This window comes from Ectothiorhodospira variabilis, from assembly GCF_022227625.1.
GTDB lineage: Bacteria > Pseudomonadota > Gammaproteobacteria > Ectothiorhodospirales > Ectothiorhodospiraceae > Ectothiorhodospira > Ectothiorhodospira haloalkaliphila.
Genome location: NZ_JAJNAO010000003.1, coordinates 113,280 through 127,225, shown reverse-complemented (window position 1 = coordinate 127,225; position 13,946 = coordinate 113,280). Strand labels below are relative to the sequence as shown.

The 13,946-nt window shown below is 62.7% G+C and carries 11 protein-coding genes; 3 read left to right on the top strand and 8 right to left on the bottom strand.

The window, feature by feature from the left end; translation table 11 throughout:
- Position 1: 1 nt before the first annotated feature.
- On the top strand, positions 2-1,462 hold the full coding sequence (gene mltF, locus LPW30_RS05450; RefSeq protein ID WP_239680276.1) for a membrane-bound lytic murein transglycosylase MltF: 1,461 nt from the start codon (positions 2-4) through the stop codon (positions 1,460-1,462).
- On the opposite strand, the gene tadA is transcribed toward mltF, so the two are convergent.
- Positions 1,457-1,921, bottom strand: coding sequence for a tRNA adenosine(34) deaminase TadA (tadA, locus tag LPW30_RS05445; RefSeq protein ID WP_025281619.1), 465 nt, complete (start codon positions 1,919-1,921; stop codon positions 1,457-1,459). The two genes, mltF and tadA, sit on opposite strands and share 6 nt — an antisense overlap.
- Before the next feature lie 68 nt (positions 1,922-1,989).
- Here tadA and LPW30_RS05440 point away from each other — a divergent pair, with 68 nt between their 5' ends.
- Positions 1,990-2,853 carry an HDOD domain-containing protein gene (locus tag LPW30_RS05440; RefSeq protein ID WP_239680275.1) on the top strand — a complete coding sequence of 288 codons (864 nt, stop codon included), beginning with the start codon at positions 1,990-1,992 and terminating at the stop codon, positions 2,851-2,853.
- Here LPW30_RS05440 and LPW30_RS05435 read toward each other — a convergent pair.
- From LPW30_RS05435 to guaB, 6 genes are all read right to left on the bottom strand, one after another.
- A complete protein-coding gene (locus LPW30_RS05435) occupies positions 2,834-3,346 on the bottom strand; it encodes a helix-turn-helix transcriptional regulator (RefSeq protein ID WP_239680274.1) in 513 nt (170 codons plus the stop codon). The two genes, LPW30_RS05440 and LPW30_RS05435, sit on opposite strands and share 20 nt — an antisense overlap.
- A gap of 3 nt (positions 3,347-3,349) precedes the next feature.
- On the bottom strand, positions 3,350-3,619 hold the full coding sequence (locus LPW30_RS05430) for a hypothetical protein (protein WP_239680273.1): 270 nt from the start codon (positions 3,617-3,619) through the stop codon (positions 3,350-3,352).
- A 337-nt stretch (positions 3,620-3,956) separates the two neighbouring features.
- Complete coding sequence (locus LPW30_RS05425) at positions 3,957-6,560, bottom strand: S8 family serine peptidase (RefSeq protein WP_239680272.1); 2,604 nt, start codon at positions 6,558-6,560, stop codon at positions 3,957-3,959.
- Positions 6,529-7,551 (bottom strand): AAA family ATPase, encoded by a 1,023-nt coding sequence (locus LPW30_RS05420; RefSeq protein WP_239680271.1) that lies wholly within the window; start codon positions 7,549-7,551, stop codon positions 6,529-6,531. Before LPW30_RS05420 ends, LPW30_RS05425 begins: the two co-directional genes overlap by 32 nt.
- A gap of 472 nt (positions 7,552-8,023) precedes the next feature.
- On the bottom strand, positions 8,024-9,604 hold the full coding sequence (gene guaA / locus LPW30_RS05415; RefSeq protein ID WP_239680270.1) for a glutamine-hydrolyzing GMP synthase: 1,581 nt from the start codon (positions 9,602-9,604) through the stop codon (positions 8,024-8,026).
- A 3-nt stretch (positions 9,605-9,607) separates the two neighbouring features.
- Complete coding sequence (guaB, locus tag LPW30_RS05410) at positions 9,608-11,074, bottom strand: IMP dehydrogenase (protein WP_025281310.1); 1,467 nt, start codon at positions 11,072-11,074, stop codon at positions 9,608-9,610.
- Positions 11,075-11,171: 97 nt separating this feature from the next.
- Here guaB and xseA point away from each other — a divergent pair, with 97 nt between their 5' ends.
- A complete protein-coding gene (gene xseA, locus LPW30_RS05405; RefSeq protein ID WP_239680269.1) occupies positions 11,172-12,503 on the top strand; it encodes an exodeoxyribonuclease VII large subunit in 1,332 nt (443 codons plus the stop codon).
- Positions 12,504-13,011: 508 nt separating this feature from the next.
- Here the strand turns inward: xseA and LPW30_RS05400 are convergent.
- Positions 13,012-13,791 (bottom strand): HAD family hydrolase, encoded by a 780-nt coding sequence (locus LPW30_RS05400; protein ID WP_239680268.1) that lies wholly within the window; start codon positions 13,789-13,791, stop codon positions 13,012-13,014.
- Positions 13,792-13,946: the final 155 nt, after the last annotated feature.

Here is a 13,946-nt window from a genome sequence, read left to right as displayed (position 1 = left end):
CTTGAGACGCCGACGCCCCGCATTGACCCTGGCACAGCGCATGGAGATTGTCGCCTTCCTGCTGCTGGTGACCCTCACCCTGCTGTTTGTCCTGGCGCGGCCCGTGACCGAGCTGGACCGTGTGCTGGCCAGGGGCGAACTGGTGGTGGCCACGCGCCTGGGCAATACCACCTATCAACCCTGGGCCAACGGCACCAGCGGCTTCGAATATGACCTGGCCTCGGCGTTTGCCGAGCATCTGGGGGTGGAGCTGCGCATCCTGGTGCCGGATCGCTTCGAGTCCATCCTGCCCATGGTGAACGCCGGGCGCGCCGACATGGCCGCGGCCGGGATCACCATCACCCGCCCGCGCCTGAGCCAGGTACGCTTCGGGCCCAGCTACATGCAGGTGACAGAACAGCTGATCTACCGCAGCGGCACCGATCGCCCCCAATCCCTGGCCGATCTGGAAGGGCGAACCATCCTGGTGGTGGCCGGCAGCAGTCACGTAACCACGCTGGCGCAGTTGCAGCAGTCCTACCCGTGGCTTGAGTGGGAAGAGGTGGCGGACACCACTCCGGAAGATCTCCTGCGCCAGGTGTGGGAGGGCGAGGCTGAGCTCACGGTGGTGGACTCCATGGAACTGGCGGCCACATTACGCTTCTTCCCGGAACTGAGGGTAGCGCTGGAACTGTCGGAACCCAGGCCACTGGCCTGGGCCTTCAAGCGCGACGCGGACTCCACACTGCTCAGGGAGGCCGAGGTCTTCTTCGAACAGATCACGGAGGATGGGCGCCTGGAGCAGATACTGGAACGGTATTTCGGGCACGTGGAGATGCTGGATTATGCCGGCGTGCTGACCTTCATGCGTCGCATCCGGAATCGACTGGAGCGTTTCGAGCCTCTCTTCCGTGAGGCCGCCGAGGTCCATGATATGGACTGGCGGCTGCTGGCCGCCATCAGTTACCAGGAATCCCACTGGGACCCACGGGCAGTTTCCTACACCGGCGTGCGCGGTCTGATGATGCTGACGCGTGCCACCGCCGGTCAGCTGGGGATACAGGACCGCACCGACCCCCGCGACTCGGTCTTCGGGGGCGCGGAGTATTTCACCAGCCTGCGCGGGCGCCTGCCCGATGACATTCATGAACCGGATCGCACCTGGATGGCCCTGGCTGCCTATAACGTGGGCCTGGGACATCTGCACGATGCCCGACGGATCACCCGCTCCCAGGGGCGGGACCCGAATCGCTGGATGGACGTGATGGAGCACCTGCCTCTGCTCAGTCAGCCCGATTGGTACCGGCAGACCCGCTACGGGTATGCCCGTGGCTGGGAGCCGGTGCAGTACGTGCAGAATGTGCGCAGCTTCTACGACATCCTCACCTGGCTGGACACCCGGGATGACGCGCCGGGGGAGCCGGCACCACTGCCACCGCGCCGGGGCGTTGCACCTCTGGAGATCCTGCCCCCGGCGCTATAGGCGCCGCCCGCGTCGCGAGCGAAAGAAATCCCGCAACAGGTCGCCGCAGGCCTGGGAGAGCACACCGCCGGTCACCTGCAAACGATGATTGTGCATGGGCAGGTTGACCAGATCGGCAGCACTGCCGGCAGCCCCGGTCTTGGGGTCATGGGCCCCGAAGACCACCCGCTCCACACGGGCATGGATCATGGCACCAATGCACATGCCGCAGGGTTCCAGGGTGACATAGAGCGTGCTACCGGGCAGGCGATAGTTCCCTTCCCGCCGGGCGGCCTCGCGCAGGGCCAGGATCTCCGCATGGGCTGTGGGATCGGCCAGGCCGATGGGCTGGTTGCCACCACGACCGAGGCATTCGCCGCCACGAACCACCAGGGCCCCCACCGGCACCTCGCCGTTGTCGGCCGCCCGCCGTGCCAGTTCCAGGGCCTGATGCATCCAGTGGGCATCATCGGGATCCATGCCTGCGCTCCTTAGTCTCGGTCTGATATGTCATACTGCATCCACTCACTCACTCGTCCACACGCCCCGTGAAAAGAAATCTCGATTCCAAAGAGATCGTCGACGAATTCGTGGCGGATCTTCGCGCAGATCTCCAGGGAAATGGTATCCAGATTCCCACCCTGCCGGATGTATCCATCCAGGCGCTGTTCACGATCAACCGCGACGACAGTTCCATTGACGACGTCACCTCGGTGGTGGCCCGGGATACCGCCATGGCGGCGCGCCTGATCCGCTATGCCAACAGCCCCCTTTACCGGGGGCTGACCCGCTGCGCCACCATCAAGTCTTCCATCACCCGGCTGGGGCTGGAGAAGACCAAGAACGTACTGTTGTCACTGGCCATGCGGGATGTGTTCAGCACCGGTCACCGGGGTATTCGTCAGCGCATGGAAACCCTCTGGGAGCATAGCGTGGAAGTGGCCGTGGTCAGTACCCTGCTGGCTCGTCGCTACCGGCACCTGGACCAGGAAGAGGCCATGCTGGCCGGCCTGATCCACGACGTGGGCGTGATCCCCATCCTGAACAAGGCCAAGAATGTGGATGTGATCGTGGAGAACGAGAAGCATCTAAACCTGATCATCGCCTCGCTGCACATGGCGGTAGGCAAGGCGGTGCTCAAGGCCTGGAACTTCGAGCAGGAACTGATCGACGTGGCCGCAGAGCACGACAACCTGGGGCGTGACCCGGGGGATGACAAACCCATCGACTACGTGGATATCGTCCAGGCCGCCAACATCGAGAGCTACCAGTCCACCCGCCACCGGCTGGCCTCGGTGGACCGCATGAAGGTGGCCTCCCTGCGCCGCCTGGGCGCCACCCCGGAAGACCCCACCCTACCCTGGGACGAAGACCCGACCGCCATGCAGCAGATCAGCCGGATCTTCGTGTGATCATCGTCGGGTGCCGGATTGCCTCCTTGGTGATGTTCACTTCCAACGCCACTCGCGCAACTTCCAGTATGCCAGTATCAATCTGGTAGCCCCCTCGCGCCTTCAGCCAATTCAGCACCTCCGCCAGATGCCAGATTGAGGCGCTACCTTCGTGAACCGGTATGGGGAACGCCCCCCGGTGGGCAACCATGAGCTTGCGCATCGCCTGCCGGGAAACTCCCACAATATCGGCCACATCCGTCAAACCGACAAGGTCCGGGGAAGCCTCAATCAGACGCGCGGAAGGAACGGCGTTTTTGACATCGGCCAGGGCAGTGCGCACCGCCTCCTCGGCGCTATCTGCCTCGCGGGAGAATTCCAGCGCCAAGCGGCCAGGCTGCCCCACACCGACGAGGGCATCATCACAACCAGCAGCGCCCAACCGTTCGACGAGTGCGTCCAAATCGCTGTCGTGGTCAGCCAATTGGTATTTCAGCGTAAAAATATATTCCATAGCTCACTCCTCCGACTCCATATCACCCCGGCGCTGGTGAGTGGAGCACTTGTCCACCACCCTGCGCAGCGCCCGTGCGTGACTGCCGGTATTTCTCGGCGTACTCCACACACTGGTGATACAGAACTCACCACAGCGGCATTCATCGTCATTGTAGGGGCAGTAGATCTTGCCCCAAGCATGACTACCACCCACCTCGACTCGCCAGCCCTCCTCTTCTGCATACTTGAGCGCGGCTTCAATTTCCTTCTTCGGATGTGATGAGCGAGGCATTCCTTGTCTCCAATATGGGGATGACACCCAAGGTTGTCAAGTGACAACCTTGGGTTACAGAAAACGCTCCCCTGACCATCCCGCAACTTTTCCAAACAGCCGATAGGGACACATTCTTCCGATTGCTACCGATAGTCCCTGAAAGACGTATTTTCCCCACTCGATTATCGATAATAATAAAAACACATTCCATATCAGAACATTGCGAGCGATCGAACCTGCGATACCATGAAAACTACCACGATCTACTTAAGGCACTTCATTCGCAAAGGTCGCCCACTCAGCTAACGGAAAGGCAATGCCGGACGCGCCAATAGCACTGTACGACGGGCGCGAGTCAGGCCCGTGCCTGGCCGAGGCGGACCCGCAACGCCTGCTCGACTTCCTGATGGATGTCGAACTGGATTTCGGCTTCTACCTGAAGGGTCACTACTATCGCGAACATGATGTCCTCATCTTGACTCAACCCGCCACCGGATGCATCACGACACTGCACACGGATCGGGATATCAACGTCTTCGTCGAACTCCGGGATAGTCTGGATTCTGTTTTTCAGCCGCCTGGACCACACAGACCCACGTTTGATTATGTTTGCATCAAGACCATCGGAGGTCATATCGAAGCCCCATCTGCCGTCGTCTTCATCGGCCTCGTTGAACGCTGCGGCTTCCAACGCAGCAAGCCGGTACTGAGCGCGCGAAGGATTGACCGGTGAGAACCAAGCTAAGGTAACGCGCATGGAGCGTGGAAGCCTCTCTCCCGACAACGATGGCGGTACGGGCATCCTGAAGATCTGTGCACGATCCTTGCGGATCAATCCCAAGCCGACCATCGTCACGCCAGTTTCCGGCGATCCCCACATCATGGCATTGTCGAGATAGCCATGACCGAAGTGGCGACAAACCTCCTCTTTTGCCCGGGCGTGTTGGCCATTGCCAAGCCGGGCCCTCTCCTCGTTATAGAGATCGTGCGCATCCTGAGGCCATTTGGCCGCATTGACAGCCAACGCACGGGTCAGCAGTGCGTTCTGGCGGCGAGTCAGTTCTAACCCCTGATAGGGGCCACCTTCTCCCGTGAGGGCCTCGGCGGCACGCAAAAGGGAACGGGTAACCAAGGCAGCAGCAGGGCTCGTGCCGCGCGACTTCTGCGTGGCATTTTGCCCTGGCGGTGATGCTGCGACTAACCCGGTGCGCCGAGATCGCTCTACCGCCCGCAAGCTGACATCGGCCCCTTGAGGCATGGCGCGCAACTCCAGGCAGCCACCCGCCTCTAAGAGATCGGGTTTTATAGACCGCAGGGAACCCAGCCCGAGTGCGCTGGTCATCTGCGGCACGAACTCACCGTCCTCCTCCAGCTTCAAAATGCCGGCTTGCTGCGGCGGCACGTCATTGGCGAAATCAAGCGACAATGCGCCGACTGTAAGAGCGTTCAGGGATTCTGCCGGGGCCAGAAGGGTGCGATCGAAAATGCCGTCGCGCATTGCGCCTCGGGCTGCTGCGCGCCGGACGGCAACGGCAGCATTTTCGACGTCCATCATCCTAGTTCCTGGAAGGGTAAGGTGACCGACATTACCCGCCGAAATCACAAACAAGAGCCCTTCTTTAGCGGCCCACCAGTCCATCAGCCGCGCGAGCGCGCTGATGCGACCGGAGAAGTGACTGTCACAGACACCGATGGAGAAATTGACGACAAAAACGTCAGGGGCAGCGGGCTCGTCGGTGCCAATCAACCGCATCAGTGTCGTGTGTACCACATCAACAAAGAGGCGATTGCTCGCAGTCTCGGCGCCCTTCTGCTGATCGATCAATACGGGTACGCTGATCAGCCGCGTATCTGTCAGAGGCGCACCATCTGCTTGAAGATCCCCGCGCAAGATCAGCGAAGCCATCGCAGTAGCGTGGTAGCGCTGCGCCACCGGCGAGAGCCTGACCAATTCGTGCATGTCTTCAATGACAACGCCGCCGTCTAGTGCGCGATGAGCAGCCACGGGCGTACCGTCCAAAAGCGCTGCGCGTATTGGCGCATCTGGATCGAAAGCGCCCTGGATGACGCGGTCCTCTCCTACAGTGTCTGAGCCGTCCGGTAGCGCTTGGCCGATCGTCTGCGGCAGGATGAACTGGACGCCTTCAAGGGTCGCCAGCCCGTTGAAATCAGCAGGATTGGCCAGCATTTCCCGCACTACGTGACAGGGCAATTCGACAAGAAGCGCCTCATAGACGAAGCCGTCTTCGGCAATGGAACTGCGATCCAGGATCGATCCTGCCCGCGCGGTGACGCGCTGTTCCAATTCTCCGCGCCAGCTGGCTCGTTTTGCGTTGCTCGCAGTTGGCCAGATTTCAAACTCGATCGAGATCAGATCGTCGTCCGGTCTGAAGGCAAGACGATCTTCGATGATGGCCCTTGAGTCGCCGCCAAGTCGGTCTTGCGGCCCCCAGGGGCGCAATTCGAGGAGCAAGTTGAACACATTCCACCAAGGCGCTGCGCCGTAGGGTGCATCTTCCCCACGCTGATGGGCTCTCCACAACGACAACATCTGCTGGAATGACTCAACGGTCGGGATGGTCGCATACAATGTGCGCGCAAGCGTTGTCGAATCGCCTGCCGGATGGAAGCCTTCCGGGTAATCTTCAATGTCCTCTAACTTTTCCTCGGAGAAGACTTCCAGCCCGGCCTCCCGTGCCACCTTGGCGAAATTTGAGACGCTGCCAGCCGTCACGAAAACGAGCGCACGCTCGGGAGCAATGCCAGCGGGGTCTTGTCGCAGGGCAACAAGAGGGTCGTCGCTTCTGAGCGCGACGCTTAACCTGTCAAACGTGGCCTGAAATCGCTCCCCTTGCCGCACCCTGCCGGGGCCGGCCGGCTTCGGCAGGGTGCGGGGGCTCCCTGTAGGGCGAACGGCATTGACCGGATCAGGAAACCGAAGGATCGGTCTTTCCGCCATCTATGGCCCCTTCAATTCTTGCCCTGGAGTGGGATCGAAATGCTTTGACACGATCGTCCAAGATCGATCGAAGCTCCCGCGCCCCCTGCGCTAAGGCTATTCTTCGCCTGACATCCAGGAAAAACGCCTCAGCTTCTGAAAAACTGACAGGAGCAACAGACTCGCACAAGCGCTTGGCTGTATATCCGGGCTGCCCTTCAAACTCATTGAGCTGATCATGGAAATATTTGATCATTTGCTTGGATGAGGGGGCGTTCAGGCTCAGGCGGAGTTCAAATCGACGCCATGTGGCGCGGTCCAAAAGTTCTGGGTGGTTCGTTGCGCCCACAAGCACGCAATACGATGGCAGATCATCGATTTGAAGCAGGAGTGTCGTGATAACCCGCTTGATCTCGCCAGTCTCATGAATATCGCCACGTTCCTTGCCGATGGCGTCAAACTCATCGAAGAAGAGCACGCACGGCTCCGTTCGCACGAAGTCAAACAGTCGTCGCAAGCGCTGTGCCGTTTCGCCTAGATAGCTCGTAACAACCGCGTCATAGCGAACCGTAAAAAGCGGCAGAGCCAACTCGTAAGCTATCGCCTCAGCCAGCGATGTCTTGCCGTTTCCGGGCGGCCCCGCCAGAAGCAGTCGATGCCGGGGCTCAAGACCGTATGCCCGTAATACATCTGCCCGGCGCTGCTCTTCGATCAGTTCGTCACAAGCCTTATAGATGGACTCGTCCAAATAGAGGGAGGACAAGGGCCGGCGAGGTTCGCTGCGCTGGACGCCACCGGAACCGTCACGGACCCGGATGCCGGGCGTATGAGCCTGGCCATTTCGCTGGGGAGGCTGAGGCGTGTCGAGCGCACGTGAAATGCGATCCGCTACGCCGGAATGCTTCTTGGACCGCTCGTCAGCTGCAATCGCCTCCGCGACAGCGCGTGCATCGGCGACGTCACCTCGTACGCTCGCCTTAACAAGATTGATGATCAGGTCGCTACGCGCCATCTAAACTCGTGCCTCTCCGACAAACGGCAGCCAATAGATTCGCACCGTATTCGTCAATTTTGACACGGATTGAGGGTCAAAACCACCCGGAAATCCAAATCCCACCCCGGGAAACCCCGTTGGCAACAGGTCTCGTGGTTCAAGACAAACACAGGCCTATAGCGTCGAGGATGGGTGGATCTGCCGCTGCCACCAGGACCCATCAGGCAGTTCACGCTTGGCTGAGGCTACCAGCGTAGTCCCTTGAGCCTCGATTGAAAACAAGCACATAAACTCCTTTATCTACAAATTTTTACTAAAACAATCAGAACCAATACCACGAAAACTGCCATGGCCATGAGGTTGAACACGGCTTGCGTCGTCGGCGTTCACGCTCCTGGTCGGCGATCTCGCCCGGCTGCAATGCTAGCTCGGCATCGGTCATGCGCTCCAGCACGTCCCGTAGGCGGATGGTGCAAGGAATGGCGGGTGATCACTCCCACTCGATGGTCGCCGGCGGCTTGCCGGAGATGTCGTAGGTGACCCGGGAGATGCCCTTGATCTCGTTGATGATGCGGCGCGAGACCTTGTCCAGGAAATCGTAGGGCAGATGGGCCCAGCGGGCGGTCATGAAATCGATGGTCTCCACGGCACGCAGGGCCACCACGTAGTCGTAGCGGCGACCGTCGCCCATCACGCCCACCGACTTCACCGGCAGGAACACGGCAAAGGCCTGGGACACCTTGTCGTACAGGCCGGCGGCGCGCAGTTCCTCGATGAAGATGTGATCGGCCCGGCGCAGCAGGTCGGCATATTCCTTTTTCACCTGCCCCAGGATACGTACCCCAAGCCCAGGCCCCGGGAAGGGGTGACGGTAGACCATCTCCGTGGGCAGACCCAGTTCCACGCCGATGCGACGCACCTCGTCCTTGAACAGTTCGCGCAGGGGCTCCACCAGCCCCATCTTCATGGTCTCGGGCAGTCCGCCCACATTGTGGTGGGACTTGATCACATGGGCCTTGCCGGTCTTGGAGCCGGCAGACTCGATCACATCCGGGTAGATGGTGCCCTGGGCCAGCCAGCGGGCGTTGGTGAGCTTGCTGGCCTCCTCGTCGAAGACCTCCACAAACAGGCGGCCGATGATGCGGCGCTTTTCTTCCGGATCCGCCTCGCCTTCCAGGGCGGAGAGGAATCGATCTTCTGCATCGACGCGGATCACACGCACGCCCATGTGCCGGGCGAAGGTGGCCATCACCTGGTCACCCTCCTGATGACGGAGCAGGCCCGTATCCACGAATACGCAGGTGAGCTGATCGCCAATGGCCTTGTGCAACAGGGCCCCCACCACCGAGGAGTCCACGCCGCCGGAGAGACCCAGCACCACATGATCATCGCCCACCTGCTCACGCACGCGGGCGGTCATGTCCTCGATGATGTTGCCGGCAGTCCAGAGGTTCTCGCAGCCGCAGATGTCGTGCACGAAGCGCGACAGGATGCGCGGCCCTTGGGTGGTATGGGTGACCTCCGGGTGGAACTGCACGCCATAGAAGCCCCGGACCTCATCGGCCATGCCGGCAATGGGAGCCGCCTCGGTGGAGGCCATGAGCTTGAAGCCCTCGGGCATCTGCGTGACCCGGTCGCCATGGGACATCCACACATCCAGCATCCCGAAGCCTTCCGGGGTGGTGTGATCCTCGATATCGGTGAGCAGGGGGGTATGGCCGTGGGCGCGCACCTGGGCATAACCAAACTCCCGGTGGTCCGACCCTTCCACGCATCCGCCCAGCTGGGCGGCCATGGTCTGCATGCCATAGCAGATGCCCAGCACCGGCACCCCCAGCTCGAACACGCATTGAGGCACCCCGGGCGGATCGCTCTCGTGCACCGACTCGGGGCCGCCGGAGAGGATGATGCCCGTGGGGGCGAAGTCCCGGATGGCCGCCTCGTCCATGTCCCAGGGGTGGATCTCGGAATACACCCCAGCCTCGCGAATGCGTCGCGCGATGAGCTGGGTGTACTGGGAACCAAAATCAATAATGAGAATGCGGTAGGCGTGGATATCGGCAGCGGTCATGAATCAATCCATCCGGTAGTTGGGGGCTTCCTTGGTGATCGCCACGTCGTGCACATGGCTCTCACGCATCCCCGCAGCAGTCACCCGCACAAAGCCGGGGCGCGTGCGCATCTCGTCGATGCTGGTGCAACCCACATAGCCCATGGAAGAACGCAACCCACCCACCAGTTGATGAATGATGGCCACAATGCTGCCCTTGTAGGGCACCCGGCCCTCGATCCCCTCCGGCACCAGCTTGTCCACGTTGGCGTTGCCCTCGTTGTCCTGGAAATAACGATCCGAGGACCCCTGCTGCATGGCACCCAGAGACCCCATGCCCCGGTAAGACTTGTAGGAACGGCCCTGGTAGAGCTCCACTTCGCCAGGGGCCTCCTCCGTGCCGGCAAACAGGCTGCCCAGCATCACCGAGTGGGCGCCGGCGGCCATGGCCTTGGCAAAGTCGCCGGAGAAGCGCACGCCGCCGTCGGCAATGAGCGGCACATCCGTATCCTTGAGGGCCTGGCGAACGTTGTCGATGGCCGTAACCTGGGGCACCCCCACACCCGCAACGATACGCGTGGTGCAGATGGAGCCGGGGCCAATGCCCACCTTGACGGCATCGGCACCCGCATCCACCAGCGCCAGGGCAGCCTCACCGGTGGCGATGTTGCCGCCCACCACCTGCACATGCGGGAAGTGCTTCTTGACCCAGGCCACACGATCCAGCACACCCTGAGAATGGCCGTGAGCCGTGTCCACGATCACCACGTCCACGCCCGCATCCACCAGCGCCTCGCAGCGCTCCTCGGTGCCGGCCCCCACGCCCAGGGCAGCCCCCACCCGCAGACGCCCCTGTTCGTCCTTGCAGGCAATGGGGAAGTCGGTGGATTTCTGGATATCCTTCACGGTGATCATGCCGCGCAGGTGGAAGTCGTCGTTCACCACCAGTACCTTCTCGATACGGTGCTCGTGCAGCAGATGCTGGACTTCCTCCCGATCGGCACCCTCGCGCACGGTGACCAGGCGTTCCTTGGGGGTCATGATCTGGGAGACGGGGGCATCCATGCGGGTTTCAAAACGCAGGTCGCGGCTGGTGACAATGCCCACCAGGTCCTTGCCACTGACCACCGGCACACCGGAGATGTCATTGGCACGGGTAATGGCCAGCACGTCGCGGATGCTGGTATCCGGCGCCACGATAATGGGATCGACGATCACGCCACTCTCGTATTTCTTGACGATGCGCACCTGATGCGCCTGGGCCTGGATGCTCATGTTCTTGTGAACGATGCCGATGCCGCCTTCCTGGGCAATGGCGATGGCCAGTCGGGCCTCGGTGACCGTGTCCATGGCGGCCGATACCAGGGGAATGTTCAGGGTGATGCCGCGGGTTAACCGCGTGCTGAGATCGACTTCCTTGGGCAATACCCTTGAGTGAGCGGGTAGCAGAAGGACGTCGTCGAAGGTGAGGGCTTCCTGGACGATGCGCATGATGATTCTCGGGAGGGGACGCGGTGGTTAATCTTCCCATTATAAGGACGCGGCCAGGGGTGGTAAACCTGAGCACCACTCTTGTATCTTTCCCGCCATGCCTGAAATCCTCACCGTCTCGGATCTGAACGAAGCCGTCCGCCAGCAACTGGAGAGCGGCTTTCCGCTGGTCTGGGTGGAAGGGGAACTCTCCAACCTGGCCCGCCCCGCCTCGGGGCACCTTTACTTCTCGCTGAAGGACAGTGGCGCCCAGGTCCGCTGCGCCCTGTTTCGCAATCGCGCCCGTCTGCTGGGGTTTCGTCCCGCCGATGGCACCCAGGTGCTGGCCCGGGCACGGGTGAGCCTGTACGCACCCCGGGGGGACTACCAGCTCATCGTCGAGCACATGGAGGAATCCGGGGATGGCGCCCTGCGCCGCGCCTTCGAGGCACTGCGCCGGAAACTCGAGGCCGAAGGCCTGTTCGACCCGGCCACCCGCCGGCCCATCCCCACCTTTCCCCGGCGCGTGGGCGTGATCACCTCCCCTTCCGGCGCCGCCATCCGCGACATCCTCTCGGTGCTCAGGCGCCGCTTCCCGGCCCTGCCTGTGCTGGTGTTCCCCGTGCCGGTGCAGGGCACCGAGGCCGCGCCGGCCATCGTCCGGGCCCTGGAACAGGCGGCTTGCCAGGGAGATTGCGATGTACTCATCCTGGCCCGGGGCGGCGGCTCCCTGGAGGACCTGTGGGCCTTCAACGAGGAATCGGTGGCCCGCGCCATCCGCGCCTGCCCCCTGCCGGTGGTCAGCGGCGTGGGGCACGAGACCGACGTGACCATTGCCGATTTTGCCGCCGACCTGCGGGCGGCCACCCCCTCGGCGGCCGCCGAACTGGTCAGCCCCAATGGCGATGATCTGCTGCGACGGGTGGCCCATGCCCGGGCCCTGCTGCAGGAGCGCATGGGGCGTCGACTCCATGCACTGCGCCTGCAACTGCAGGGCCTGGATCGCCACCTGCGCCAGCAGCATCCGGAGCGCCGCCTGCAGGATCGCAGCCAGCGCCTGGATGAGCTGGAACAGCGGCTGCACCACGCCATGGTGCGCCGGCAGCGGGATCATCGAACCCGGCTGCGTGTGCTCTGGTCGCGCCTGCAACGCACCTCGCCGGCGGCCCGCGTGCTGGCCGGACAGGAGCGCTGCGCGCAGCTCTCGCAGCGCCTGCACCGTGCCATGGACCTGCGCCTGGAACGCCTGAACACCCGCCTGACCGGCAACGCCCGCACCCTGCACACCGTCAGCCCCCTGGCCACCCTGGCCCGGGGCTACAGCATCCTGACGGATGAATCCGGCCAGGTGATCCGGTCGTCCACCCAGGTCCAGCCCGACCAGCGCCTGCGGGCCCGGCTGAGCCAAGGCGAAATCCAGTGCCGTGTGGAGACAGTCCAGGAAACATAGTCTCCGTGGGAGCGACCCTCGGCCGCGAAGGGCTTCGCCGAGCGGCACCCTCCCGGGGTTTGGCATCGTGGTGGACCTCGGTGAGGCCGTACTCCTGTCCGCGGGACGTCGTGAATACCTCCCTGTAGACTTGAGCGCCGCTTCCCTGCGGCGCACACCCGCCGACAGGAGCACGGCCCCACCGAGGTCCGGATGCATTGGTGGCGTCTGTTTTGGGGCGCCCTTCGCGGCCGAGGGCCGCTCCCACAGGGAGTGTGAGTTACTCAGGTTTTTTTTCGAAAAGAACGCCGCTGTGTCCGGACCTCGGGGGGAGCGGGTTCCTGTAAGCGGGCTTCAGCCGCAGGAAGCGGCTGCAGAGCCTACATGGACGTATTCACGGCGTCCCGCTGTAAGGAATCCGCTCCCCCCGAGGTCCACTCCGGTCTCTGGCCTGGACGCATGGCCGGTGACCCCGCCCTTCGCAGCCGAGGGCCGCCCCCACGGGCACTACGACAGGGAACAGCCGACCTCACCCCTGGCCTGCTCCCCGCGCATGCAGGGCCTGGAGCCAGGCCAGGGTGACCGTGCCCTGATCAGGGCCCTCCCCCCGCAACACCCGACACGGCTGCCCTGGCTCGCCCAGATGATCCAGCACCGCCAGCGCGCCGGTAAAATCCTCATCGGCCGTATACCCATTGACCGTCACCACCGTCCCGATACCGGCCCCCCGGGCAGCGGCGATGCCATGCCCCGAATCCTCGATGGCCAGGCATTCGGCAGGCGACAGATCCAGCCCCTCCAGCACATGATGATAGATATCCGGGGCCGGCTTCTTGTCCGGCACCACATCCCCGGCGCCGATCACCTGAAACCAGCCAATGGCGGCCTCACCGAGATTGGCCCGCAACAAGCCCTCCACATTGGCCGGCGAAGTGGTCGTGGCAATGGCCAGCCTCACCCCCGATGAACGCGCCTCCTGGAGCAACCGCTCCACACCCGGACGCAACGGGATGCGGCCCTCGGCCAGCATGGCCGCGAACCGGGCCGTCTTGCGGGCATGCAGATCCGCCACGAAGGCATCCATGTCCTCGGGTGGCTCGAATGTGGGGGCATCCTGTTGCAGGAAATACCGGATACGCTCCTTGCCACCGGTCACGGCCAGCAGCCCCGCGTAGCGTTCTTCCGACCAGTGCCAGTCCAGGCCGGCCTCGGCGAAGGCCTCGTTGAAGGCGACGCGATGCCCGTCGCGCTCCGTATCCGCCAGCGTTCCATCCACGTCCCAGATCAATGCGTTGAGTGATTGGGTCAAGGTGATCCCCCCTGGTCGACTAAAGATGCCCGGAAGATTACTATGTAAATCTGCGGGCCGATACCGGGGGCGCCCGCGTCCATCCATGCCCGCCCGGCTTCGCTCAGCCGGCATTTCGCTTGCACCCCTGGGGATTCTCTGGTATCTACATTCGC

What these genes read in the sequence shown, in the direction of transcription:
- tadA (WP_025281619.1), bottom strand. Translation starts at nt 1,921, where the DNA reads ATGGATCCCGATGATGCCCACTGGATGCATCAGGCCCTGGAACTGGCA.
- LPW30_RS05435 (WP_239680274.1), bottom strand. Translation starts at nt 3,346, where the DNA reads ATGGAATATATTTTTACGCTGAAATACCAATTGGCTGACCACGACAGC.
- LPW30_RS05430 (WP_239680273.1), bottom strand. Translation starts at nt 3,619, where the DNA reads ATGCCTCGCTCATCACATCCGAAGAAGGAAATTGAAGCCGCGCTCAAG.
- LPW30_RS05425 (WP_239680272.1), bottom strand. Translation starts at nt 6,560, where the DNA reads ATGGCGGAAAGACCGATCCTTCGGTTTCCTGATCCGGTCAATGCCGTT.
- LPW30_RS05420 (WP_239680271.1), bottom strand. Translation starts at nt 7,551, where the DNA reads ATGGCGCGTAGCGACCTGATCATCAATCTTGTTAAGGCGAGCGTACGA.
- guaA (WP_239680270.1), bottom strand. Translation starts at nt 9,604, where the DNA reads ATGACCGCTGCCGATATCCACGCCTACCGCATTCTCATTATTGATTTT.
- guaB (WP_025281310.1), bottom strand. Translation starts at nt 11,074, where the DNA reads ATGCGCATCGTCCAGGAAGCCCTCACCTTCGACGACGTCCTTCTGCTA.
- xseA (WP_239680269.1), top strand. Translation starts at nt 11,172, where the DNA reads ATGCCTGAAATCCTCACCGTCTCGGATCTGAACGAAGCCGTCCGCCAG.